The organism is Flavobacterium sp. HBTb2-11-1, from assembly GCF_009826975.1.
Lineage (GTDB): Bacteria > Bacteroidota > Bacteroidia > Flavobacteriales > Flavobacteriaceae > Flavobacterium.
This window is the reverse complement of the sequence record NZ_WUMO01000006.1, coordinates 145284-170973: the sequence shown is the minus strand read 5'-3', so window position 1 is coordinate 170973 and position 25690 is coordinate 145284. Positions and strand designations below refer to the sequence as shown.

Genomic DNA, 25690 nt, shown 5'->3' with positions numbered 1-25690 from the left:
ATAATCGATGCAAATATATAACTATTTTTAATTGTTCTAAATAAAATTTATATATTTGCGAAAATTTAAACAAAACAATAAGTTATGATTTCAAAAAGCCTTTTTTTGTCAGCCGCTATGGCTTTAACATGTGGTCTTGGTTTTAGTCAGGACAAAAAACAACAAGACATAAAATCTATTAAATCAATGTGTGGTTGTTATGAGGTAAAGTTTAACTTCACAGAAACTTTCTCATATCCAAAAGATTCTCTTACTTATAAACCTTCTGAAACGAAACACGAATCTGCCTTAGAATGGGTAGAGTTATTAGAAGACACTCCTAACAAAATTGTAATGCAGCACTTATTGATTGTAAGCGACGATATGATTATCAAACACTGGAGACAAGATTGGCTATACGAAAACACAGACTTATATACTTTTGATAAAGGCAATTCTTGGAAATACAAGAAATTAGACAAAAAAGCCGTTAAAGGTCAGTGGACTCAAAAAGTATATCAGGTAGATGATAGCCCAAGATATGAGGGATCTTCAACTTGGGTACATGTTGACGGACAAGATTATTGGGCAAACGTTGCTGATGCTCCACTTCCAAGAAGAGAGCAAACAAAACGTAACGATTATAATGTTTTGAAAAGAAGAAACATACACGAAATCACTGCTACGGGATGGAATCACGAACAAGACAATGATAAATTAGTTCGCGACGATACTGGGAAAGATGTTTTACTAGCTCAAGAAAAAGGATTTGATGTTTACACTAAAGTTCCAGATGTAAAATGCATTGCTGCTCAAAAATGGTGGAAAGAAAATAATGCATTATGGAAAAACGTTCGCGATAAATGGCAAACTCTTTTTGACAGACATCAAGACTTAAACTTAGAAGCTAAAGTGGACAGAAAAGCTCTTTATTCTCTTCTATTTGATTTAAAGCCAGATACTGCAAAAGCGGAAACCGATAAAATCATTGACAAATTTGTTAAGTAATTAGAATTAGTTGTTGTAAAAAAGCCTGAAGTTTTGAAACTTCAGGCTTTTTTTACTTTCAATTTTATTATAATGGGTTTTGAACTATTAGTGGGTTTGCATCTATTTCTGCTTGAGGAATTTGAAAAATAAATTTATTATCACCAACTGGAATGTTAAACTTACCAAAAGCAGGATGATTGGAACCTATATAATCTCTTGTAAGACCAACACCCAAACGTTTCATATCATACCAGGCGTAACCTTCTCCCCATAATTCTATTCTTTTCTGAACTATTATTTCTTGAATTAAAGCCGATCCTGAATTTGTAGATAATACATATGAAGGATCTCGAGTTATAGTTATTTCATATAAAACTTCTTTTGCAGACGCTTCTTTCCCAGATCTCGCAAGTGCTTCTGCCTCTATGTAATACAACTGGGAAGATCTCAAGTAAATATAACTTCCCGCATCAATGGTCGGATCTCTAAATTTGATATTTGCATAAGCTGGCAGAGATGGATAAATTGAATTGCCAGATGGAGGAACAAAAGCTTTTTTTCTAAAATCAGTATCCGAAATACTGTTATACAAATTCTTGTCTATATTTTTATAAACACCCATTCCTCCAGCATAACCCGACGGATTTGTATTATCAAAATGTCCAAAGAAATTCGCAACAAAAGTACTGATAGAAGAATTTAATGTTGCTCCCCACATGGTTTCATTAGATTTTGTTATGTAAAATCCATTCATCCATTCCGCCTCATTTAGTAAAGTATAATTCTGTCTTGCATCGTGAGCCATATTTGCAGCTTCTGGATACTTGCCCATTTCTAAGTAAACATCTGCTAAAAAAGCTTCAGCAACACTTTTATCCACAGAATCATTATTTTGACGTTTATAAGTAGACAAAAGCTCGATAGCTTCCTTTAAATCGGCTTCAATTAAGGCATAAACTTCACTCACGGTAGATCTTGCTTTTCCTTCCAATGTCAGTTCCTGATAAATCGGAACACAGAGTTTCGTTTCATTTCCTACATAAGTCGGTCCATAAGTTCGTGCTAGCATAAAATAAAAATAGCCTCGGAGCGCTAATGCCTGTCCTCTAATTGCTTTCAACTCTTGATCTGTTGTCGTTGACGGAATTCCGCCTAAAACAATATTTGTAGATTTAATTTGAGGGTAATAAGTATTCCAAACTAATCTAGATCTTGAATTGGTTTGCTGTCTGCCTACATAGGTATAAAAAGATTGGTACCAACTTGATTTTGTCATTAACATATCATTAGACATCATATCCATTGCAGCAAGAACAGACTTATGCCCATAATCTTCGTGGTTACTTCCAATTGCCAGTCCGTAAGATCTTAAGGCAGAATAAATTCCACTCACAATAGCTTGATTAGCAGATGCCGATGTTGCTAATTGGTCTTTATTAATTGTTGATTCAGGAACTGTGTCTAGAAAGTCTTTATCACAACTTGTAAGAGCCAGTAAAAATGCAAATGCTATTACTGTTTTTTTCATATTTTAAAAATTAACTGTTAAACCAAATGAAATACTTTTCATCACTCCATAGACATTTAAAGATTGTCCATTATTAGTTCTAGAGCCTAAGTTATTCAACCTCGGATCCATTCCTTTTCTTTTAGACCATAAAGCTAAATTTGACCCCATTAAGGTAAATTTTGTAGATTGTATGCCTAAATTTTTAAGCCATAGTTCATCATAATCATATCCAATTGAGATATCTTGTAAGCTTATATAATCAGATTTTATTAAGAAATAATCCGACGTTGACATTTGAAAAGTAGAAACATGGTCAATTCTTGGTATATCTGAATTAGGATTATCAACTGTCCATGCTTTTGTTACATCTTTATGATAATTTTGACCTATGTTATCAGATCCAGAGTACATCGCTGATTGATAAACACCGTCATACATGTAACCGCCAAATTGATAAGCAAAACTCGCTTGGAATGTAATATCTTTAAATCTAAACATTGTTCCAAAACCTCCATATACATCTGGATTAGCATTCTTTTTACTTAAATATGTTGTAGCATCTCCATACACACTTGTTGTTACTTTGCTTCCGGTTAAATTTCCTGCCGAATCCTTTTCATCTTTATACCACAATGCATTTCCATTTGTTTTATCAACTCCAGCAAATTGTCTTAAAAAATAAGAATAAGCAGGTGCACCTACCTCAAAACGATAAATACCGTCTGTGAATGCTTTTGGCAGCGATGTAATTTTATTTTTATAACTTGTTGCATTACCCCAAATATTAAAATCAATATTTTTATTTTTAACAATATCAATTCCCAAGTTAACCTCAATACCCTTATTCCCCATATCTCCAATGTTTTTTGAAACAAATGAAGTTCCTGTAGATAATGCAATAGGAAAATTATATATCAAATCGCTTACATTTCTTTCGAAATACTCTGCTTCTAAAGAAATTCGATCAAATAATGTAATATCAAATCCAACATTTAAATTCTTGGACTTCTCCCACTTAACACTATTGTCTGCTTCAAAAACATTTAAAACACTTGCATTACCGTCTGAATCGGGAACAATTTCGTACTGCGTTTCATAAGCGTAATAATTTCTTAAACTGCCAAAATAATTGCGGTGACTAATTTGTGAGGTAACAGGATAAAGTATATTATCATTTCCTTGTTCACCATAACTGCCTTTTACTCGAAGATCTGTAATCCATTTTGTTTTAGGGAAGAATGATTCTTTCATTACAGACCATGCCCCTCCAAAACCATAAAAATTACCCCATCTATTGTTTGGAGCAAATACTGATGATCCATCTCTTCTAAAACTTCCGTTAACAAAATATTTGTTTTTGTAATTATAATTTATTCTAGAAAAATAACCTTCTACTTTGTATAAATCATTATAGCCATCTAAATAACCATATTTAGTTGCATTACTAATAATTGGCAAATTTGGTATTACAACATTACTTTTTTGTCCAGCCAACATTTTAGATTTAAAATCTGAAGACTCATGACCTAACAATACATCAATTGAATGTTCCCCAAACACCTTTTTCCAAGACAACAGTTGTTGATTTGTTAAGGTATATTCATTTTTTGTAGCTGTTCCAATTCTTCCGTTAACTCCCATATCATCTCCACCTTCGCCTGTTGTGGTAGTTAGATAGTAACCAGACAATAAATCATAGCCAATATTATATCTAAAATTAAAATCTTTTAAGAAGTCAATGGATACATAGGCTCTGGCTCCAAATTTATTTTCCTCGTTTGTCTTTTTATTTAATAATGTCGTAGCATAAGGATTCAAATTTGAACCATATGGTCTATTTCCAGACTGATTAAAATCGTACGATTTTGATCCATCTTCATTATAAATTGTATTACCATTTTGATCTCTTTTCCAAATAGTATAGATTGGCGCTATATTTCTAGCCCAGCTAAATAAATTACTGTATGTTGAAGATGATACTTTTGAGATTGGAGCATTTTGATTTGAATGAGCATAATTTACATTTGTTCCTATTTTAACTTTGCTAGAAACATTGTAATCTACATTTGCTCTTAAAGATACGCGCTCAAAGTTTGAATTAATTGTATATCCTCCATCAGATAAATACCCAAGAGACAAATAGGAACTAAGATTATCTGAACTACTAGACAAACTTAAATACTGTTCTTGTCTTATTGCATCCCTAAACAAAGCTTTTGACCAATTATCATGATATAATAATTTCGCATCCGAATTCACTTCTCCGGTTGCTGGATTGATAACTTGATTATTGGGCACATTGTAATTGTTGTATCCCAGAGAATAAGTATCTCCACTAATTAAATTTTGAGCAGCTATATTGGATGCGTTCGCAACTGTTTGCCCTTGAAAAATTAAACCATTTTTAATTCTATTATATACAGCCTTATAGTAGTCTGCTGGACTAGTAAACACATCATATTCAGGTACCGCTCTTGAATTCACTCCAATTTTAGTTTCATAAATAATGGTAAGCTGTCCCTTCTTTCCTTTTTTTGTGGTCACAATAATTACCCCGTTAGCACCTCTGCTTCCGTACAATGCATTTGATGATGCATCTTTTAAAAAGCTAATTGATTCAATATCTTGAGTCGCTATCGAATTAATATCGCCGTTAAATGGTATGCCATCCACAACATATAATGGAGCATTTGAAGATGAAATAGAACCAATACCTCTAAATCTAACTTGAGGCGGATCTCCTGGCTGTCCTGAGTTTGCACTAATTTGAACACCAGCAACTTTCCCTGTTAAGGATTGAACTGCATTAGATGCCTGCGAAGTTTCTAACATTTTTGCGTCAATTTTAGATACAGCTCCTGTAATTTCTTGTTTCTTTTGGGTTCCAAATGCAACTACTACAACCTCATCCAACTCTTTTCCGTCTTCTTGCATCTTAGCATTTAGAACAGAACCAGATCCAACAGTCAAATTAACATCTTTGAATCCCATGTATGAAAAAGTCAAAATATCTCCAGTTTTAGCATTTATTACATACTTCCCATCAAAATCTGATTGTACTCCAGTTTTTGTGCCTTTGACCATTACATTTACTCCTGGAATTGGACCATTTGCATCCGAAACCACTCCTGTAATTTTTTTCTCCTGAGCAATGCTTGACTGCAGAATCAGAATGAAAAAAAGCATCATAAGTCCTTTTAATTTTTGTTTCATTATTTTGTTTTTTTAATTAGAGAGGGCGAACTTAAAAAATTAAAATAATTTTAACAAGAATCAATTTACTTTTAACATTATAATTTGAAATATTAATACTACAAATTACGTACTAAATAGCTTATGCGATATTAAAAAAGTTTTTTATGATAGCTTATTGGAGGAGGAAATTAATTACTGAACTTTAATTAAGAATAAAAACCATCCAGTATATAGATGGTTTTTTCATTCTTTTCATCTCAACTAAAAGCGTACTAATTCAAAATAGCTAAAAATGAATATTTGAAGAATATAAATTGACTTGGAATTTATCACTTGCATTGTAACACTTACAAAGCCAGTGCAAAATTATCTAAGAATGAAACTACAGAAATGCCGGTAAAGCCAAAAAAGCAATAAAAAAAGCCAATAGTTTAAAACTATTGGCTTTTCTTCCTTAACTAGGTCTATATTTTTTTTACATTCTCTCTGGAACTTCAATTCCTAGCAAATGAAATGCCGATTTAATTACTTCGGCTACTTTTTGAGACAGCTGTACTCTGAATATTTTTTTCGTTAAATCTACTTCTCCTAATATATGCACTGATTGATAAAAAGAATTGTATTCTTTTACTAAATCGTAAGTATAATTCGCAATTAATGCCGGACTATGATTTTGAGCCGCATTCTGAATTACTTCTGGGAAAAGCTCGATTTGTTTTACCAATTCTTTTTCCTTCTCGTGCAATTCTTCAATTTCAATTTTATTAGAAAAATCAAAATCGGCTTTACGGATTATGGACTGAATTCTCGCGTATGTGTATTGGATAAATGGACCTGTATTTCCAGCAAAATCTACAGATTCTTCTGGGTTGAACAAAATACGTTTTTTAGGGTCTACTTTTAAAATGTAATATTTCAAAGCTCCTAAACCAATTGTTTTATATAGTTTAGCTTTTTCCTCATCAGAATAGCTGTCTAGTTTTCCTAAATCTTCTGAAATCTGTTTTGCTGTATCGGTCATATCTTGCATCAAATCATCAGCATCTACAACAGTTCCTTCACGGCTTTTCATTTTTCCAGAAGGCAAATCTACCATTCCGTATGATAAGTGATATAAACTGGAAGCCCAGTCAAATCCTAATTTTTTAAGAATTAAGAATAACACTTTAAAGTGATAATCCTGCTCATTTCCAACAGTGTAAACCATTCCTCCAACATCTGGCATATCTTTTACACGCTGAATTGCTGTTCCGATATCTTGCGTCATGTAAACCGCTGTTCCGTCAGAACGCAAAACAATTTTACGGTCAAGTCCTTCATCTGTCAGATCAATCCAAACAGAGCCATCTGGATCTTTTTCAAAAACTCCTTTATCTAAACCTACCTGAACAACATCTTTCCCTAATAGATATGTATTGCTTTCGTAGTAATATTTATCAAAATCAACTCCAAGATTCGTATAAGTTGTAGCAAAACCATCATAAACCCATTCGTTCATTTTTTTCCAAAGTGCAATCACTTTTTCGTCGCCAGCTTCCCATTTCTTAAGCATATCTTGCGCTTCGATAATAATTGGAGCTTGCTTTTTGGCTTCCTCTTCTGTTTTTCCAGTTTCGATTAAACCGTTAATTTCGTTTTTGTATGCTTTATCAAACTCTACATAATATTTACCAACCAATTTATCTCCTTTTAAACCAGAAGTCTCAGGAGTTTCTCCGTTTCCGAATTTCTCCCAAGCCAACATCGATTTACAGATATGGATTCCTCTATCGTTGATAATTTGCGTTTTGTATACTTTTTTACCTGAGGCTTTTAAAATCTCTGCAACAGAATATCCTAACAAATTGTTACGAACGTGTCCTAAGTGCAAAGGTTTGTTAGTGTTTGGAGAAGAATATTCTACCATAACTGCTTTTTCATCTGGATTTGGAGCCACAAATCCGAATTGTTTTTGGTCTTTTATTCCGTTAAAGAAATTCACATAATAACTGTCTGAAATCACAATATTCAAAAAACCAGAAACTACATTAAAACGGGCAACTTCAGAAACATTTTCAACTAGATAATTTCCAATTTTATTTCCCAATTCAGCTGGATTGCTTTTAATCACTTTCAGTAAAGGAAAAATTACCATTGTAATATCTCCTTCAAACTCTTTTCTAGTCGTTTGAAATTCGATTTTATCAACAGTAACATCAAATAATGCTTGTATTGCTTTTTGTATAGAAGGTGTAAGAATTTGTTGTAATGACATGTAAACTTATTTTAAAGTGAGCAAAGATACTGCTTATTCATCAATTAGAGAAAATCAAAAACATATTAAATTAAAGAAAAGAGTTGCAATTTGACAAAAAAGAGCATTTTTTAATTGTTAAAATTATCAAAAAACCAAAACCCTAATCTCTTACAAAACAGCCAATGAGAAAAAAAATATATTTTTTTCTAGAATTTCTTGTAACATATCAACCGCAAAAGAGTCTTAATAGAGACTTTAATTTTTTGAAGTCAGGAGAAAACAAAAAAAAGAAAAACTAACAAAACGAAATCATCATCAATCAAATCAAAAAATAATCAGTAAAAAAATCATGAAATTAAAATTCTTTCTGTTTGCGTTATTAGGAATAATCGCAACTGCACAGGCCCAGAATACTGGAAGTGTTTCTGGAAAAATTACAGAAAAGTCAAACAACGCACCCATTTCTTATGCAACAGTTTCACTAAAAGAAAATGGAAAAGTAGTTTCTGGCGTAAACACAGACGATAACGGGGACTTTTCATTTAAAAATATTGCTTTAAAAAGTTATACGATCGAAATTCAATATATAGGATTTAGAAAATATATCGGTTCTGTGCTTTTGAGCGAAAACAAAAAAACGGCAACTATAAATGTTGCTCTTGAAGAAGAAGCAACACAACTTAAAGGTGTAAATATCGTTGCTGAACGTTCGACTATTGAACAAAAAATCGATAGAAAAGTGGTGAATGTTGGTAAAGATCTAACTACCGCTGGAGCTTCCGCATCAGATATTATGAATAATATTCCTTCTGTGAATGTAGATCAGGATGGAAAACTTTCGCTTCGCGGAAATGATAATGTTCGTGTATTAATTGACGGACGTCCAACGAATATTGATCCTGCTCAATTATTGAAACAAATTCCTTCAACTTCTATCAAGAAAATTGAATTAATCACTAACCCAAGCGCCAAGTATAATCCAGAAGGAATGTCTGGAATCATTAATATTATTTTGCATAAAAATGCAAACACTGGTTTTAACGGAAGCTACAGTGGCGGTATTACTTTTGGTGAAACGGCAAAATACAATCAGTCTTTAGATTTAAACTATAAAACTGGAAAAGTAAACTTCTTCGGAAACGTGGGACAAAACTTTGGAAAATATCATAATAAAGGTTTTATCCAAAGATTTGATCAAGATATTACTCAAAATATAGATGTACTAAATGATAATGATTCCTACTTATACAAAATTGGAATGGATTATTTAATCGATGATCACAATACTTTATCTATCTATACTAATCAGAATAAATCTACAGGAAAAGGTTATGTAGATACTGATATTGATTACAATAATGTAACTGGTTCTGATATTTCGAATATCTTTCAAAAATCAAGATATTGGGGGCCAGATCAGGTTGGGACATACAATTTAGCATACAAACACATTTTCAAAAAAGAAGGTCACACTTTAGATTTTGAAGCCAACTACAGTGACAATAAAGAAACTCAAAATGCTTCTTTTGATACTGAAACGACAAAAACAGACAATACTGCAGGGAATGTCTTCTATGAAGATTATTTGAAAGGAACCAGAAAATTAAGCACAATAAACGTAGATTATGTTAATCCGTTAAACGAAAAAACAACGCTTGAAGCTGGTGCGGAAGCAAGAATTACAAGAACAGAAAATGATTATATTACTGGAAATCCTTTGCTACCTGTTGCAAATCAAATGTCTCACTATACTTATGACACAGATATTTATTCTGCTTATGTAACATTTGGGCAAAAATTCAAAAAACTAAGCTATCAAGTAGGTGCACGTTTTGAAAGCTATAAAGTTCAAGCCAATTTAAATTATGGTAAAGACAAATTTGATGATGATTACATCACTTTGTATCCATCAGCTTATTTAACATACAATATCACTGAGAAAAACACTTTGCAGTTAAGCTACAGCCGTCGTGTTGACCGTCCGAGTTTAGAGCAGACAAAACCTATTCGTGAATTTGCTACTCCGTTAGTAACTTCATTAGGAAATCCAGAATTAAGACCTCAGTTTACCAATTCTGTAGAAGTAAATTACACTAAAACTCTTGAAAAAGGAAGTTTTACAGCGGGTGTTTTTGTGAGAAGCATTAATGATCAAATTAGCAGAATTTTATATCCAGACCCTGCAGATCCAAGCAATGAAAAGCAAATTATGTCTTTTACTAACTATGATCATAATACTGCTTACGGATTTGAAATGTCATTCAATTATAAAATCACAAAATGGTGGGACATTCAGCCATCTATTGATTTCTCAAGCATCAACCAACAAGGTATTGTATTCCAATATGATCCAGCAACTAATACAAGTAACCCAATTGATAGAAAAATTACAGTTGCCGCTTTCAACGGACGTATGAACTCTAACTTTAAAGTAAACAAGCGTTTAAGCTTCTTAGCTTTCGGATTCTACAGAGGTGCTACTGACGGACTTCAGAATAACAGCCACGAAATGTACAAAATGGATATTGGTACGCGCTACACATTGTTAGACAACAAAATGAATTTAAGTGTTCGTTTCAATGACGTGTTCAATACTATGAAATATGCTTTTGACACCATGTATCCTTATCCTCAAGCGGGGCAGTTTAAATGGGAAAGCCAAACGGTTTACTTTGGTCTGACTTACAACTTTGGTGGTGGAAAAATCAAAAATTTACAGCGTAAACAAAGAGATGACAATACTAACAAAGGCGGGGGCGGAATGTTCTAACCTTGTCTGAGAAGATTTTTTAAATAATTTTTGAATAATTTCTTGTAGAAAAAAAGTCTGGAGCTTGCCAACTCCAGACTTTTTTTGTTTTTTAATTCTGCTAAAAATACTTTTGAAAATAATTTTTCACGCAGATTTAAAAAGATTAAAGCAGATTTACACAGAGTAAATTAAGTATCTTGGTAATATCACCCAACAAATTTTAATCTATAAAAAATTGCGTAATTCTTTTATTTCTTCGGGATTGGCAATTTCAGAATTATCTGTGATCGCAGAAGAATGATAAAAAGTTAAATCTAATTTTTCTTGGAGTAATTTTATATTTGAAGATCGCAAGCCGCCACCAGGCATAATTTCTATTCTATCTCCTGCCAATTCCTGAAGTCTAGCCAAAGCCTGAATGCCTTCTTCGACATTTACACCTTGCCCAGAAGTTAAAATTGTTTTGAAACCACAGTCAATGATAGATTCAAGCGATTTTTCGGGATTTTTTACCACATCAAAAGCACGGTGAAAAGTACAAGATAATGGGTGCGCCAAATGCACTAATTCTTTATTTTGCTTTTTATTTATTTTTCCGTTTTCTTTTAAGATTCCAAAAACAAAACCGTCAACCCCCAGCTTTTTATAGTGCTTAATATCTTGCTTCATTTCGGTAAGCTCTTCATCCGAATAAACGAAATCTCCTCCGCGAGGTCTTATAATGACATGCATTTTTATATTTAAACTTTCACGGACTTTCACTACCAAAATAGAATTTGGAGTAGTTCCGCCCAGTTTCATGTTTTCACATAGCTCAATTCTGTCCGCGCCATTTGCTTGAGCAATTAATGCTGATTCATAATTAAAACAAGCTATTTCCAGTTGATTTTTTTTCATTTTGATTTAAATAGTTTTTCTCCAAATGAAACCTAACAGGTTTTTAAAACCTGTTAGGTTTGAGTACGCAATTTATAAAAAAACCTGCTCCCAATAAGAAGCAGGTTTTAAAAAATATAAATGTAAGATGATTATTTTACCATTTAATAATAGCACTAGCCCAAGTAAATCCACTACCGAAAGCTGCTAAAACTACAGTATCTCCAGATTTGATTTTTCCTTGTTCCCAAGCTTCTGTCAGAGCAATCGGAATAGATGCTGCTGTTGTATTTCCGTATTTCTGAATGTTGTTGTGAACTTGGTCGTCTGTTAATTTAAATTTGTTTTGAATGAATTGTGAAATTCTCAAATTTGCTTGATGTGGAATCAGCATATCAATGTCTGAAACTTGCAGCCCATTTGCTTCTAATCCTTCATTGATTACTTCTGCAAAACGAACTACTGCATTTTTGAACACAAACTGTCCATTCATATATGGATAATAACTTTCGTCATTTGGATCATTGTCTGCAATAATATCTGTTACCCAACGCGCACCCATTCCTGGCGCTTGCAAAGCTAACTCTTCAGCATGTTCTCCTTCTGAATGTAAATGAGTTGATAAAATTCCTTTTGTTAAGTCTTCTTCACGGCTCAAAACTGCCGCTCCTGCTCCATCTCCAAAAATTACCGAAACACCGCGTCCGCGAGTAGTCATGTCTAATCCTGTAGAGTGAACCTCAGAACCAATTACCAAAATATTTTTATACATTCCGGTTTTAATATATTGGTCTGCAACAGAAAGTGCATAAACAAAACCAGAACATTGGTTTCTAACATCTAATGCTCCAACTGTTCTTAAACCTAAATCTCTTTGAACCAAAACACCTGGTCCTGGAAAATAATAATCTGGACTTAATGTAGCAAAAACTACAAAATCAATATCTTCTTTGGCAACACCAGAACGCTCTATTGCAATTTTAGCTGCTTTTACTCCCATTGAAGTCGTGGTGTCTTCTCCACGAATGATGTGTCTTCTTTCTTGAATTCCAGTTCTTTCCTGAATCCATTCATCATTGGTATCCATTATCTTAGACAAATCATCGTTAGTCACCACATTGGAAGGAACATAATATCCTAAACCAGCTATTTTTGAATGATACATAATCAATTATTATTTATTAAAAATTTGGATTGCAAATTTACGCATACTTTAAAATATACGTATACAAAATACTATTTTTTTCGTTATTAGCAATTTAATATATTCTAATTATACAACCACTTATAATCATTTACTTCTTGAAAAGACAGCATTCAGACGCAAACATTGAAAAAAATTAAAAATCACGCATTAGATGTAACAACATAAAAGTATTTTAGACAAACATTTTGAATACTATTACAAACTCCTAAAATTTAAACTATGAAATTAAAGATTACGCTGTTTTTATTTCTAAATATAAGTTTTTTCTCTTTTGCTCAAGAGAATCTAACTTATCAAAAACCTTCTAAATCTATTTTAGATTTGGCAGATTACCAAAGAGCGCCTTCTGTATCTATGGATACCAAAAAAGAAAACATGCTTTTAATGTATCGCAGTACCTATAAAACACTAGACGACCTCAATCAAGATGAAGTTCGTTTAGCAGGCTTAAGAATTAATCCCGTTACTAATATCTCAAGTACTGTAACTTATCTAAATAACTTAAAACTAAGAAAAATAAGCGGTAAGGAAGAAATTCAGGTAAAAGGCCTGCCTGAAAATCCAAAAATAACAAACATTCTTTGGTCGCCAAACGACAAAAAAATCCTATTCTCCCATACTACAAATTCTGGGGTTGAACTTTGGGTTTTGGATGTGGCAACAGCACAAGCTACAAAACTTACAGAGGCTAGAGTAAATGCAAATCTTGGAAATCCGTTTAGCTGGTTTTTGGATAGTGAAACTATATTAGTAAAAATGCTTCCTAAAAATAGACAGCCACTTTTGGATTCTAAAAAAGATCTCCCAACAGGTCCGATTATTTCTAACACTTCAGGAGAAAAATCACAAAACAGAACCTATCCTGATATGTTGAAAAACAAAAATGACGAGGCTAATTTTGAAAACTGCATCACTTCTGAATTATATAAAATAAAACTAAATGGCGACGCTGTTTTATATAAAGAAGCGGCTATGTTTGCCGGAGAAAGAATCTCGCCAGATGGCAATTACATCATGCTGACAACCATTCAAAAACCATTTTCTTATGTAGTTCCATTAAATAGATTTCCATCCAAAACCATTGTTTATGATTTAAGCGGAAGAGAAATTAAAACGGTAAATGAGGTTTCTTTAAATGAAATTATGCCTAAAGGTTTTATGGCTGTCCGAAAAGGAAAAAGAGAAATGGCTTGGAGAAACGACAAACCTGCAACTTTATCTTATGTTGTGGCTCTAGATGAAGGTGATCCAGCAAATAAAGTTGATTTTAGAGATGAAGTTTTTCTTTGGGATGCACCTTTCGACAAAGAAGCTTATTCATTAGCAAAAACACCGCAGCGTTTTAGCGACATTATTTGGGGAGATGATAATCTAGCCGTTCTTTCAGAAGAATGGTACGACACGAGAAACACCAAAACATTTTTGATAAATCCATCAAATCCAAGTCAGCAGCCAAAATTGATTACCGATAGAAATTCTCAGGATGTTTATTCAGATCCAGGAGTTTTCGAAACAAGAAAAAATGCCTACAATAAATATGTTTTAGCTATCGAAAAAAATAATCTGTACAGAATTGGTGAAGGTTATACTAAAGACGGACAATTCCCTTTTGTTGACGAATTCAATCTGGAAACTTTAAAATCAAAACGTATTTATACTTCTCCATACAAAGACAAAAAAGAAGATATTTTAGAAATTGAAGATTTTAAATCTGGAAAAATATTAGTTCAAATTCAGTCAAAGACAGAATATCCTAATTATTATTTCAGAAATATTAAAAAACAAAACAGCTTAACACAAGTTACTGATTTCAAAAATCCGTTTGAAAGCATTAAAAATGTTAGCAAAGAAGTAATTAAGTACAAACGTAAAGACGGTTTGGAACTTTCAGGAACCTTATATCTTCCTGCTGGTTACGATAAAGCTAAAAAAGAAAAATTGCCGCTACTGATTTGGGCTTATCCTGCAGAATATAAAGATCGAAACAGCGCTTCGCAATCGACTCAAAATTCTAACGAATTCACATTCCCTTATTATGGATCGTTTGTATACTGGGTTACAAAAGGATATGTTGTTTTAGACGATGCCGCTTTCCCAATTATTGGCGAAGGAACAACAGAACCAAACGACAACTTTATTTCGCAATTGGTAGATAATGCAGCGGCGGCTATTGACGCGGTTGACGCTTTGGGTTATATTAATCGTAAAAAAGTAGCTGTTGGCGGACACTCTTACGGAGCATTTATGACAGCAAATTTATTGACGCATTCCAATCTTTTTGCCTGCGGAATTGCGAGAAGTGGGGCTTACAATAGAACTTTAACCCCATTCGGATTCCAATCTGAGCAAAGAAACTACTGGGAGGCTCCAGAAGTTTACAATGCAATGTCTCCATTTATGAATGCAGAAAAAATGAAAACTCCAATTTTATTGGTGCACGGAGAAGCTGATAATAACCCTGGAACTTTTACTTTGCAGACGGAACGTTATTTTCAAGCATTAAAAGGTTTAGGAGCGCCTGCAAGAATGGTTATTCTTCCAAAAGAATCTCATGGCTATGTTGCTAAAGAAAATATTCTTCATTTGCTTTGGGAGCAAGATCAGTTTTTAGAAAAGTATCTGAAAAACTAAATTCCTAATTAATTCCAAAAGTAAACCCGACAGGTTTCAGAAAGCTGTCGGGTTTATTATTTTAACAATTAGAAATTATCTAATTTTCTAATTGAGACATTCCCAAGTTATAAATAATTTAAAGCTAAAAACACTTCTTGTTCGAGCGGTAAATCTATTTCGCTTTCAAAGAAAATCAATTGCCTCTTATAAACCGTTTCAATCAAATAATGGCTTCCTCTAAAATAAGTTCTCCTAATTTTCACCATCAATTTTGACTCTGAAACCATTTTAAATTGGTGTGGATAAACTAATGTTTTATGAGTTTCGTCTTCATATGACAATAATAAATGAGTCGGAATTTCATTCACTTCACCAAACAAAGAAGCGACATATTTAATTTTCGGGTCTTCATATATTTTTGCGGGATCATCCTTAACTAGCACTTCTCCGTTTCGCATCACTATGGCCTGATCTGCAAAAGACAAAGCATCGGTACTGTCATGCGTTGCAATAATGCAGGTAATTCCTTTTTGCTTTAAGTAACGAAATAAGTTACGGCGTAAAGCATTTTTTCTAAAAGCATCAATCTGACTGAATGGTTCATCCAGTAAAATCACTTCTGGTTCTAAAGCCAAAACTCTTACCAAAGCCACTCTTTGCTGCTGTCCTCCACTCAAGAATTTTGTTTTCACATTGGAAAACTGCTCCATTTCTACCATTTCCAATAATTCTTGAACACGAAGTTTTTTCATGTTTGCAAAACCATTTGATAGAAACTTACCGACGTTTTCTGCAACAGTCTCGTATGGAGACAAATCAAAATCCTGAGCCAGATATTTCATGTAAGGCATTCCCGGAATCAAATTAAACTTTGGTCCCAAAACTGGTTTATCCCCATAAAAAATCTTTCCCTCGTCTAGATCATAAAGTCCATATATAAGCTTGAGCAGCGTACTTTTTCCGCAGCCACTCTCACCAATAATGGCAATATTCTGGCCTTTTTCAATAGAAAAAGAAATGTTTTTTATAACGGGACTTTCGGTGTACGAAAAAGATATATTTTGTATGTCGAGCATGAGTTGTAATATGAGACGTCAAATTTACAATGTTTAATTTCTAAAGTCAAAAAAAAGCTGCTTCAATTATGAAACTGCACTTAAGATAGTTTATTGTGAGAAAATAAATCAAAAATTAACGCTATTCTTTTGCTTGTAATCCTTTTTTTACTTTATTTACTTTAAATTAATAATTGCAAATGCGAAATTTTTTACTCATAATATTACTTGTTTTTACCTCAAATTCCATTAAAGCAACTTGGCTTACTTCTTTCACAGAAGCTCAGCAGGAGGCTTTAGCAACAAATAAATTAATTATTGTTGATTTTACTGCAAGATGGTGTGGTCCATGTAGAGAAATGGATTTGACATCTTGGAATGATACTCAGGTTCAAAATGTGATTCAAAATTATGTTCAACTTAAAATTGATGTCGATCGAAATAATGATTTTGCGCTCAAATATCAAATTAGAGAGCTTCCTAGTATGATGGTTATAGATGCAAACGGCAAAGTCTTACATCGATTTTCAGGTTATCAAACACCTGCTAAACTCAAAATAGAGTTGATACAGTTTAGCTTATCTACAGAATATCTTTCAACAGAACTTTCTAATTACTATACATCAAAAAAATATACTACGGCCATACGCGCTGCTCAAAAATATTACACTTACTCTTTATTGGTTGATAAAAATATAAAAGGGAAAATAATTCAAGTTGGATCCGATTATTTAAAAGAAGCAAAAGATGAATTAAAAAAAAACGAAGAGGATTATAATGAAAAAAAACAAAAACTGGAGCTTATTTCATTATACGAACTTGCCTATCATTTTGATTTTGACAAACTGAACAAAAAGATTTCAAAAATAAACCCAGAATTCATCGCACAATCTAATACTTATCAATATTGGTTCTTAAAATACCTATCCGTTAAAAGCAATTTAGAAGATGCAGCCATTGTAGAACAATTTTTAAGAGAAAATGATTTAGAAAATGTTATTGAAAACTGCAATCAGCTTTATGCTTTTTATGAAAAATCAAAATAAAACCTAATATATATTTACTACTAAAGCCAAACAAAAAAATGAAACGCCTAAAAATTTATTTCTTAATCACCATTACATTGATAATTAATTCTTGCGGAATTAATGAAGAAATAGGAAACCAGTCCAATCCTAAAAGCTCAACTTATTCTGAAAAAGTAACCTTAAATGAATTACTTGAAAATTAAAAAATAGAGATCCAGAATTGGCTCTGTTTATAGAAAACAATCCTGTTTCTAATCTTAAGACAAACTCTGGAAGTACAGATTATTATTTTGATCATAAAAATATAACCGCTATCAAAAATGACAAAAATGAAGCCGCTTATAGTATTCCGTTATACATAACTTCTGAAAAGCGCTCTAATATTTTAAATAATTTATCTGTAGAAATAACTGATACAAATGTTGATATAAAATTAGTAACGATTGAAGGAATGGATAATGGGACTATAAGATATTCTGCCTCTCCATTTCATGGACATCAAGCTAATTACACTCCAAGCAAAACAGCTAGAATTGACTGTTACTGCGTAACTGTATATAGTGATTGCAGTTGTCATTCTACACATGCTACTGGTGGTTGTGATTACCCAAATGTTTTTACAAGTTGCGGCTGCTCTGGAGATGGATATAGTGATCCTGAGCCTAGCCCAACAACACCTGCAACTAAATCTAGCTGGACAGGAGGTTCCGGTGGCGGAACATCTTATGGTAATACAGGCGAAGGAATCTATATTGCACTGCAAAAAATGTTTAAGCCTGATTATCAATTTTCAGCTTTAGAAAAATATACTATAATAAACAATTATCAATATAGCAAAGCATTGATAGATTTTTTGAACAATGAAGGTTTTACACCTGCAAATAAAGCTTTTACATTACAAATGTTGTACAACATTGAGGACGGACAATTTACTATAGTAAAACAGCTTAATAATTCTATACAAAATTTTATATATTCACAGAAGTCTCCAGTGAATGTAGATTTGACAGCTATTTATGACAATATCAATTTACCAGAGAATCAAAAATTTAAAGAAATTTATGATGGTTTATCAAAATCTAATGAATTTCAAAAATTATTTATTGATCTATTTGGAAATAACTCTAGGTTTAATGTGAAATTTGAGCTTGTTGACGCAGTTTATGACTCTAAAGATCCAACTAAAGAAATAAACGCCAATACAATTTATGATCCAAATTTGCCATATACTTTAATTCAAATTAACAAAAAGAAATTAAACGATAGTAGTATAAAACAAACTAGAATTGAAAATGCTCGAACTATTATTCATGAATTTATTCATGCTTATTTATTTACTATCTCTAACAATCCTATTGTAGGAGAGAAAGATATCGTAAGTTTACTAAACAAAAAATATCCTACTGCGGAAGAACAACATGATTTTATGTACAATAATATGATTCCAACTATAACAAAGATATTAACCGAATCTAGGGATTTTTTAACTTTTCCGATAGGAAGAAGTGAGGTAGAATCTTTAACTGTTTATACGACGAAAGACCAATCATCATCTGAAATTTGGAATTGGAAAAATTATTTTGAATCCATAAGTTTACAAGGATTAGACGAGACTATCTCTTATAAAAAAGATTTTCCTAAAGATTCAGATGCCTTGTTCAAAATGCAATTATACATTCAACATGGTCGTACATGGCTTGATAAAAAAAATTAGAAATGAAAAACATTTTTTATTTAATTATGGCATTCATTATTTCACTAAATGTGTTTAGCCAGAATTTAGAGTATTTAAAAAAATTAGACACAATATATATCCCTTATTACGGAAAAGAAAATGAAAAAAAACACAATATTCAAACAAGAATAAATCCAACTGATTTTAAAGAAAAATCTTTTAATTTTCAACTCAAAAATATTTTTTTATCATTTTTTCATGTAGAATTTAAAGGATGGGAAAAGAAAGATACCAACATTAAATCTCAAAGAAAAATATTAAATAAAGCATTCTTGAAAAGGATTAGAAATAAAATAATCATGCCTGAGTTAATAAACCAATATAATAATGAAGAGATAAACTGCGAAATTTTAGCACAAAACAAAGTATTTTACATTCTTGATTTTACAGAAAAAAAAAGAAAGATAATACTGTATGAAGTAGTTTATATGGGACATTGCCCTGAAATCGAATAATCGTTTTTACTAATTAATAAGTAACCCGATTTGACAAATATCTGCCAAGATTAAAAACTAAAACGTTATGAAAAAACTATTCTATCTTTTCTTTCTGTTATATACTGAGTTACTTTTATCTCAAATCAACACAATAAATAAACTAGAAATAATTCCTAAAGAAATTGATTTTAAAGGCTCTGTGAAAAAAATTACAATCAAAAATTTTTATTTAAATGACAAAGATACCGTCAAAGCTATTTCAGAAATTGATTTTTCTAAAAAAGGAAAAATAAAATCATTAAAGAAGAATAATGATTTACATTATAATTACTGGCAAATAATTGAATTTGATAATTTGGAAAGGATAAAAAGCATTTCCAAGAATGACGGTTCAAAAATAGTTGATATTACCAATCAATATTTTAGTAAAAAAAGAGAACTTCCTGATTCCACAATCATAAATCCTAATAAAAAGTACAGAGAAAAATTTATCAATATATTCAGTAATGATCAAGTTGTCAAACATGAACATTATATAAATGACACTTTACAAGAATATAGACTTTATAAATACAACAATGACAATAAAATCAGTGAAGACTTATATTTTGCTCAAAACAACGATTCTGCCGAAACTATGACGTCCGATAAATCAAATAATTCTTTTCAATTATCTTTTTACCCAGAAGGAAAAACTTTGTACGAGTATAAAACTATTCTAGACACTACTATCATCATAAAAATTCTAAGTGAATATTCACGTAAAGAAGTTTTAAAACAAATAAAAAATAAGTTTTCCGACGTGAAAATCACTGAAATATATAATAACAATAAATTAGATCAATTAGAAATACTAAGTATTGTAAAAGATTCCATATCAAAATTACATTATAGATATAATGATAAAAAAGAGATTGAAAGTTATTATAATACGTTCACAAACCCTAAAACCATTATCACAAAATGGACAACTCATAAAAATGAAAAGGAAAGTATACTCACCACAAATATCGAAACTACAAATGATAGGTTTAATAATTGGATAAGAAAAACATACAGTATGCACAATATTATAAATCACATAATAGAGCGAAAAATTGAATACTATGATGATTAAAAGAATATATTTCGATATTAAAAAATAGTTTATTCTGATTGTTATACGATCAATTATTAAAAAAAAAGCTGCTTCAATTATTTGAAACAGCTTTTCTGATAATTTATTTTATTAGAAACTATTTTCCAGCTTCTGCTTTAGCATCGTTAACCATTTTGTCATTTGCTGTAATGGCAAATTCAACACGACGGTTTTGAGCTCTTCCTTCTGGAGTATCGTTTGTTGCAATCGGATCAGCGATTCCTAAACCTGAAGTTTTGAAACGGCTTGCTTTTAATCCTTTAGAAACTAAATAAGCCTGAACAGAAGCTGCTCTTTGACCTGAAAGCGTTAAGTTATATTCTGGTTTTCCTGTATTATCAGTATATCCAAAAATTTCAATATTAGTATCTCCGTAATCAGTAAATACTGGAACTAATTTGTCTAAGTTAGCTTTTGCTTGAGCTGTCAAAGTTGATTTGTTAGTATCAAAACGAACCGCATTTTCATTTAATGTCAAGTGGATTCCCTCACCAACTCTTTCAACATTAGCACCTGGTAAAGCTTGATCAATTTCACGGGCTTGTTTATCCATTTTGTTTCCGATCAAAGCTCCAGTTCCACCCCCTACAGCAGCTCCAATTGCAGCTCCTAAAGCAGCGTTTCCGCCTTTACCTAAATTATTTCCTAAAATACCACCAATAACACCACCTGCTACGGCACCAATTCCAGCTCCTTTTTGTGTATTATTTGCATTTTTTACTGAATCGCAGCTTGTAAAAAAGCTAGCTAATACTAGTAAACTACTTAATCCTAAAACCGTTATCTTTCTCATTTTTTATACTTTAAAATATTAATTAGCTCTTTGAAATTGGTAAGTCACATCTTTTACTTGACCTCCAACATTAATGTTATCGATTAACTGAAAAGAGTTATCAGTCACACCAGCTACTTTTAGCAGATATCCTTCTTTAACGTTTTTAGATTTTGTTCCTGGATTTACAATTTTAAGAACAAAAAGCCCTTGATTGTTGATACTCCAAACAATTGGCGAATTAAAAGCTGTACAACTAGGAGAATTTAAAGCCATTGTACCTTTATTGTTGTTAGAAATAAAACTCCAAGAACTTCCGATAAAACACTTAGAATCAGCCAAATCAAAAGAAGTTACTTTGATATAATCTGAACCAGGATAAGACACATTGGTAAGCACCCAATTTCCTTTTAACGCTACTTGAGTTGGTCTGTCTAGTTTTGTTGAAAGTGTAGTAGCCTCAGAGGACGAAGCTGTTGTCGACGAAGATGATTTACACGCAAAAAACAAAGCGGCAATCATACATATAAAAATACTCTTCTTCATTTTGTACAATTTTTTTAGATTAATAACTTGCCTTTTTAACAATTATTGTACCACAAATATACGATTCGTTGAGATAATTTTCGTTTTAGAATCTATTTATTTTCTTTCAAAATTAACATTTCCGACATTTTGTCACCCAAAAAACAATTGGTATCCTATTTGAATAAATGAAAATCATCAAATTAAATCAAAAAATAAAAAATATGGCAACAGGTAAAATTAATGTTTCAGTAGAAAACATTTTTCCTTTAATTAAAAAGTTCTTGTACAGCGACCATGAAATTTTCTTGCGCGAGCTTGTTTCTAATGGTACTGATGCTACTTTAAAATTAAAACACCTTATCAGCATTGGCGAAGCTAAAGTTGAATATGGAAACCCGATTATCGAAGTAAAAGTGGATAAAGAAGGCAAAAAAATCCACATTATCGATCAAGGTTTAGGTATGACTGCTGATGAAGTTGAAAAATACATTAATCAAGTAGCGTTTTCTGGTGCTGAGGAATTTTTGGACAAATACAAAGATTCTGCTAAAGATTCTGGAATTATCGGACATTTTGGTCTTGGTTTCTATTCAGCGTTTATGGTGGCTGAAAAAGTTGAAATCATTACAAAATCGTACAAAGATGAGCCAGCTGCACACTGGACATGTGACGGAAGTCCTGAGTTTACTTTAGGGCCTGCTGACAAAACTTCACGCGGAACTGAAATCATTCTTCACATTGCTGAAGATTCTCTTGAGTTCTTAGACGATTCTAAAATCAGCGGTTTATTAAACAAATACAACAAATTCATGCCTATTCCGATTAAATTCGGAACAAGAACTGAAACGCTTCCAAAACCAGAAGATGCTCCAGAAGATTACATTAATGAAACTGTTGAAACTGACAACATCATTAACAACCCTAATCCAGCTTGGACAAAACAGCCTTCTGAATTATCTGATGAAGATTACAAAAACTTCTACAGAGAATTGTATCCAATGCAGTTTGAAGAGCCGTTATTCAACATTCACTTAAATGTAGATTATCCGTTTAACTTAACTGGTATTTTGTATTTCCCTAAATTGGGTACAGATATGCAGATCCAGAAAGATAAAATTCAGTTATACCAAAACCAAGTTTACGTTACAGATAACGTAGAAGGAATTGTTCCTGAATTCTTGACAATGTTAAAAGGTGTAATCGATTCTCCAGATATCCCACTAAACGTTTCTCGTTCTGGCTTACAGGCAGATGGAGCAGTTAAGAAAATCTCTAACTACATCACTCGTAAAGTTGCAGATAAATTAAAGGCCTTATTTAACGAAAACCGTGCTGATTTCGAGCAAAAATGGAATGACATTAAAATCGTTTTAGAATACGGAATGCTTTCTGAAGAGAAATTCTACGAAAAAGCAGGCGCATTTGTTTTGTACCCAACAGTAGATGACACTTACTTTACTTTGGATGAATTAAAAGAAAAACTAAAAGAAAACCAAACTGACAAGGAAGGCAAATTGGTTATCCTTTATGCAGGAAACAAAGATGCACAGCATTCTTATATTCAGGCAGCAAAAGATAAAGGTTACGAAGTATTGCTTTTAGATTCTCCGATTATCTCACACTTAATTCAGAAAATCGAAAACGATAACAAAGACCTGACTTTTGTTCGTGTTGACTCTGACCACATCGATAACTTGATCAAAAAAGAAGAAAATGCTATTTCTAAGTTATCTGATGACGAAAAAGCAGCTTTAAAAACTTCTTTAGAAGCATACATTCCAAAAGCATACAGTGTGCAATTGGAAGCTATGGATTCTCAAGCTGCTCCGTTTATCATCACGCAGCCCGAATTTATGCGAAGAATGAAAGAAATGAGCCAAACTGGCGGCGGAATGTTCGGAATGGGTAATATGCCAGAAATGTACAATTTGGTTGTAAATACAAATTCTGACTTGGCTTCAAGTATCTTAAATACAGAAGACAAAACACACCAAGAACATTTAGTCAAACAAGCTTTAGATTTAGCTAAATTATCTCAAAACCTTTTAAAAGGTGAAGCGCTTACTGCGTTCGTTAAGAGAAGTTTTGAAATGATTAAATAATCATTAGAAAAATAATATTTAGAAATCCTGCAAAAACTAATTTGCAGGATTTTTTTTGTTTTAAAATTACTCTTTTAAAAAGGGTCATTTTCCCCTTTTCTTAAAAAACAATATCACATATATTTGATAACCAGAATATTAAATTCAAAAATCTAAAATTCTAGAAATCATGGACAAGAGAAAGTTTACAGAAAACGGAGAAGTTCTAGCAATTATAAAAGATTTAAAAGAACAGATTAAAGGCAAAAAATTCTCTGATATTATAGATGATAATAACTGCCAATATGTTGATCTTGTACAAGAAGGAGGAGGCGTCCTCGGGATCGCATTGGTCGGCTATGTATATGTTTTGGAACAAATGGGAATTCGGTTCTTAAGTTTGGCAGGGACCTCGGCAGGAAGCATCAATACCATGCTGATGGCTGCAGCAGGAACATGTGACATTGCAAAATCAGAATGGATTCTGGAATGTTTATGCAACAAAAATTTATATGATTTTGTTGATGGCGATCATGATGCTCGAGAATTTATTGATGCTTTACTAAGTGATGCCGGAAATCTGAAATTGATAATGAAAGGCTGTGAGGTTGTGGATAATTTTAAAGATGATTTAGGATTAAATCCCGGAAAAAATTTTCATCAATGGATGACCAATCTTCTTTCGCAAAAAGGAATAAAAAAATATGCCGATTTGAGAGCATTAAGAGAAAAAGGAGTTTCAGACAAAAACAAATTATACCGAATAAATCTGCCAAATCACGGAGATAAAATAGAATATACCCGAGTGGACCATTGGAGCCAAATGGCAATAATAACTGCTGACATTACCACTGAAAGCAAAATTATTTTCCCAAAAATGATTGATTTATTTTATTCGAATCCAGATGTTCAGAATCCAGCCGATTTCGTCCGCGCTTCTATGTCTATTCCTTTATTTTTCACTCCTTTTAAAATTACAAATATTCCAAGCGGAATCGATGCGTGGAACAAGTGGAACGATGCAACATGCCTCAGAACATCGGTTCCCTCAGAAGTTATGTTTATGGATGGCGGTATTATTTCAAATTTCCCAATTGACATTTTTCACGAAAATATGAATGTGCCCGCTTCTCCAACTTTTGGAATTAAATTGGGTTACGACAAAAATGAAATCAATAAAAATGAAAAATTTTCCAGCTTAATAAGCTCAATGTTTGACACTGCACGCTATGGTTATGATTATGAGTTCCTGCAAAAAAATCCAGATTTTAAAAACCTAATCGGATACATTGACACCGGAAGCCACAATTGGCTAAACTTCAATCTGACTGACGATGCAAAAATCGACCTTTTTATAAGAGGAGCTCAAAATGCGGCCGTTTTTCTAAACCGCTTTAATTGGGAGGAATACAAAAAAATCAGAAAGGCCAAAAGCAATTACTATAGATCCGTTTAAAATTACTTCCAACCACACCCCAAACATAATTTTTTCTTCAAAAAGACGTTGTAAAGTCCTGTAAATAACCATTACAGGATTTTTTAATTGTAATTTATTTTT

The 25690-nt window shown here is 32.3% G+C and carries 18 protein-coding genes; 10 read left to right on the top strand and 8 right to left on the bottom strand.

All coding sequences use genetic code 11. From position 1 onward, the window contains the following. Positions 1-84: 84 nt before the first annotated feature. Positions 85-987 carry a DUF6607 family protein gene (locus GR162_RS14815; RefSeq protein ID WP_008464503.1) on the top strand — a complete coding sequence of 301 codons (903 nt, stop codon included), beginning with the start codon at positions 85-87 and terminating at the stop codon, positions 985-987. Positions 988-1054: 67 nt separating this feature from the next. On the opposite strand, the gene GR162_RS14810 is transcribed toward GR162_RS14815, so the two are convergent. The 3 genes from GR162_RS14810 to argS form a co-directional block, all read right to left on the bottom strand. Beyond that, complete coding sequence (locus tag GR162_RS14810; protein ID WP_160782786.1) at positions 1055-2497, bottom strand: RagB/SusD family nutrient uptake outer membrane protein; 1443 nt, start codon at positions 2495-2497, stop codon at positions 1055-1057. Positions 2498-2500: 3 nt separating this feature from the next. Then, a complete protein-coding gene (locus tag GR162_RS14805; RefSeq protein ID WP_160782785.1) occupies positions 2501-5692 on the bottom strand; it encodes a SusC/RagA family TonB-linked outer membrane protein in 3192 nt (1063 codons plus the stop codon). 457 nt (positions 5693-6149) lie between these two features. Then, complete coding sequence (gene argS, locus GR162_RS14800; protein WP_008464497.1) at positions 6150-7928, bottom strand: arginine--tRNA ligase; 1779 nt, start codon at positions 7926-7928, stop codon at positions 6150-6152. A 331-nt stretch (positions 7929-8259) separates the two neighbouring features. Here argS and GR162_RS14795 point away from each other — a divergent pair, with 331 nt between their 5' ends. After that, complete coding sequence (locus GR162_RS14795; RefSeq protein WP_160782784.1) at positions 8260-10680, top strand: TonB-dependent receptor domain-containing protein; 2421 nt, start codon at positions 8260-8262, stop codon at positions 10678-10680. Positions 10681-10887: 207 nt separating this feature from the next. Here the strand turns inward: GR162_RS14795 and GR162_RS14790 are convergent, their stop codons facing one another. Further along, the gene (locus GR162_RS14790) at positions 10888-11559 is read right to left on the bottom strand and encodes a copper homeostasis protein CutC (RefSeq protein WP_008464494.1); all 672 of its coding nucleotides are present in this window, start codon (positions 11557-11559) and stop codon (positions 10888-10890) included. Between the two features lie 136 nt (positions 11560-11695). After that, positions 11696-12703 carry a 3-oxoacyl-ACP synthase III family protein gene (locus GR162_RS14785; RefSeq protein WP_008464493.1) on the bottom strand — a complete coding sequence of 336 codons (1008 nt, stop codon included), beginning with the start codon at positions 12701-12703 and terminating at the stop codon, positions 11696-11698. A 261-nt stretch (positions 12704-12964) separates the two neighbouring features. Here GR162_RS14785 and GR162_RS14780 point away from each other — a divergent pair, with 261 nt between their 5' ends. Then, positions 12965-15376 carry a S9 family peptidase gene (locus GR162_RS14780; RefSeq protein ID WP_160782783.1) on the top strand — a complete coding sequence of 804 codons (2412 nt, stop codon included), beginning with the start codon at positions 12965-12967 and terminating at the stop codon, positions 15374-15376. Positions 15377-15483: 107 nt separating this feature from the next. Here GR162_RS14780 and GR162_RS14775 read toward each other — a convergent pair whose 3' ends face one another. After that, on the bottom strand, positions 15484-16434 hold the full coding sequence (locus tag GR162_RS14775; RefSeq protein WP_008464491.1) for an ABC transporter ATP-binding protein: 951 nt from the start codon (positions 16432-16434) through the stop codon (positions 15484-15486). A 179-nt stretch (positions 16435-16613) separates the two neighbouring features. Between GR162_RS14775 and GR162_RS14770 the strand changes: the two genes are divergently transcribed. From GR162_RS14770 to GR162_RS14750, 5 genes are all read left to right on the top strand, one after another. Beyond that, positions 16614-17459: a thioredoxin family protein gene (locus tag GR162_RS14770; protein WP_160782782.1), complete on the top strand. Its 846-nt coding sequence runs from the start codon at positions 16614-16616 to the stop codon at positions 17457-17459. Between the two features lie 38 nt (positions 17460-17497). Beyond that, positions 17498-17644 (top strand): hypothetical protein, encoded by a 147-nt coding sequence (locus GR162_RS14765; protein ID WP_160782781.1) that lies wholly within the window; start codon positions 17498-17500, stop codon positions 17642-17644. A 17-nt stretch (positions 17645-17661) separates the two neighbouring features. Further along, positions 17662-19155 (top strand): hypothetical protein, encoded by a 1494-nt coding sequence (locus tag GR162_RS14760; protein WP_160782780.1) that lies wholly within the window; start codon positions 17662-17664, stop codon positions 19153-19155. Between the two features lie 2 nt (positions 19156-19157). After that, complete coding sequence (locus tag GR162_RS14755) at positions 19158-19631, top strand: hypothetical protein (RefSeq protein ID WP_160782779.1); 474 nt, start codon at positions 19158-19160, stop codon at positions 19629-19631. Between the two features lie 67 nt (positions 19632-19698). Further along, on the top strand, positions 19699-20730 hold the full coding sequence (locus GR162_RS14750; protein ID WP_160782778.1) for a hypothetical protein: 1032 nt from the start codon (positions 19699-19701) through the stop codon (positions 20728-20730). Positions 20731-20848: 118 nt separating this feature from the next. Here the strand turns inward: GR162_RS14750 and GR162_RS14745 are convergent, their stop codons facing one another. Both GR162_RS14745 and GR162_RS14740 read right to left on the bottom strand, forming a co-directional pair. Next, positions 20849-21544 (bottom strand): OmpA family protein, encoded by a 696-nt coding sequence (locus GR162_RS14745; RefSeq protein WP_008464490.1) that lies wholly within the window; start codon positions 21542-21544, stop codon positions 20849-20851. An 18-nt stretch (positions 21545-21562) separates the two neighbouring features. After that, positions 21563-22069 (bottom strand): lipocalin family protein, encoded by a 507-nt coding sequence (locus GR162_RS14740; RefSeq protein ID WP_035691207.1) that lies wholly within the window; start codon positions 22067-22069, stop codon positions 21563-21565. 203 nt (positions 22070-22272) lie between these two features. On the opposite strand from GR162_RS14740, the gene htpG reads away from it, so the two are divergent. Together htpG and GR162_RS14730 are read left to right on the top strand one after the other, a co-directional pair. Then, entirely contained in the window at positions 22273-24153 is a 1881-nt protein-coding gene (gene htpG, locus GR162_RS14735) for a molecular chaperone HtpG (RefSeq protein ID WP_160782777.1), read from the top strand. Between the two features lie 169 nt (positions 24154-24322). Continuing rightward, complete coding sequence (locus tag GR162_RS14730) at positions 24323-25588, top strand: patatin-like phospholipase family protein (RefSeq protein ID WP_160782776.1); 1266 nt, start codon at positions 24323-24325, stop codon at positions 25586-25588. The last annotated feature ends 102 nt before the right edge of the window (positions 25589-25690 follow it).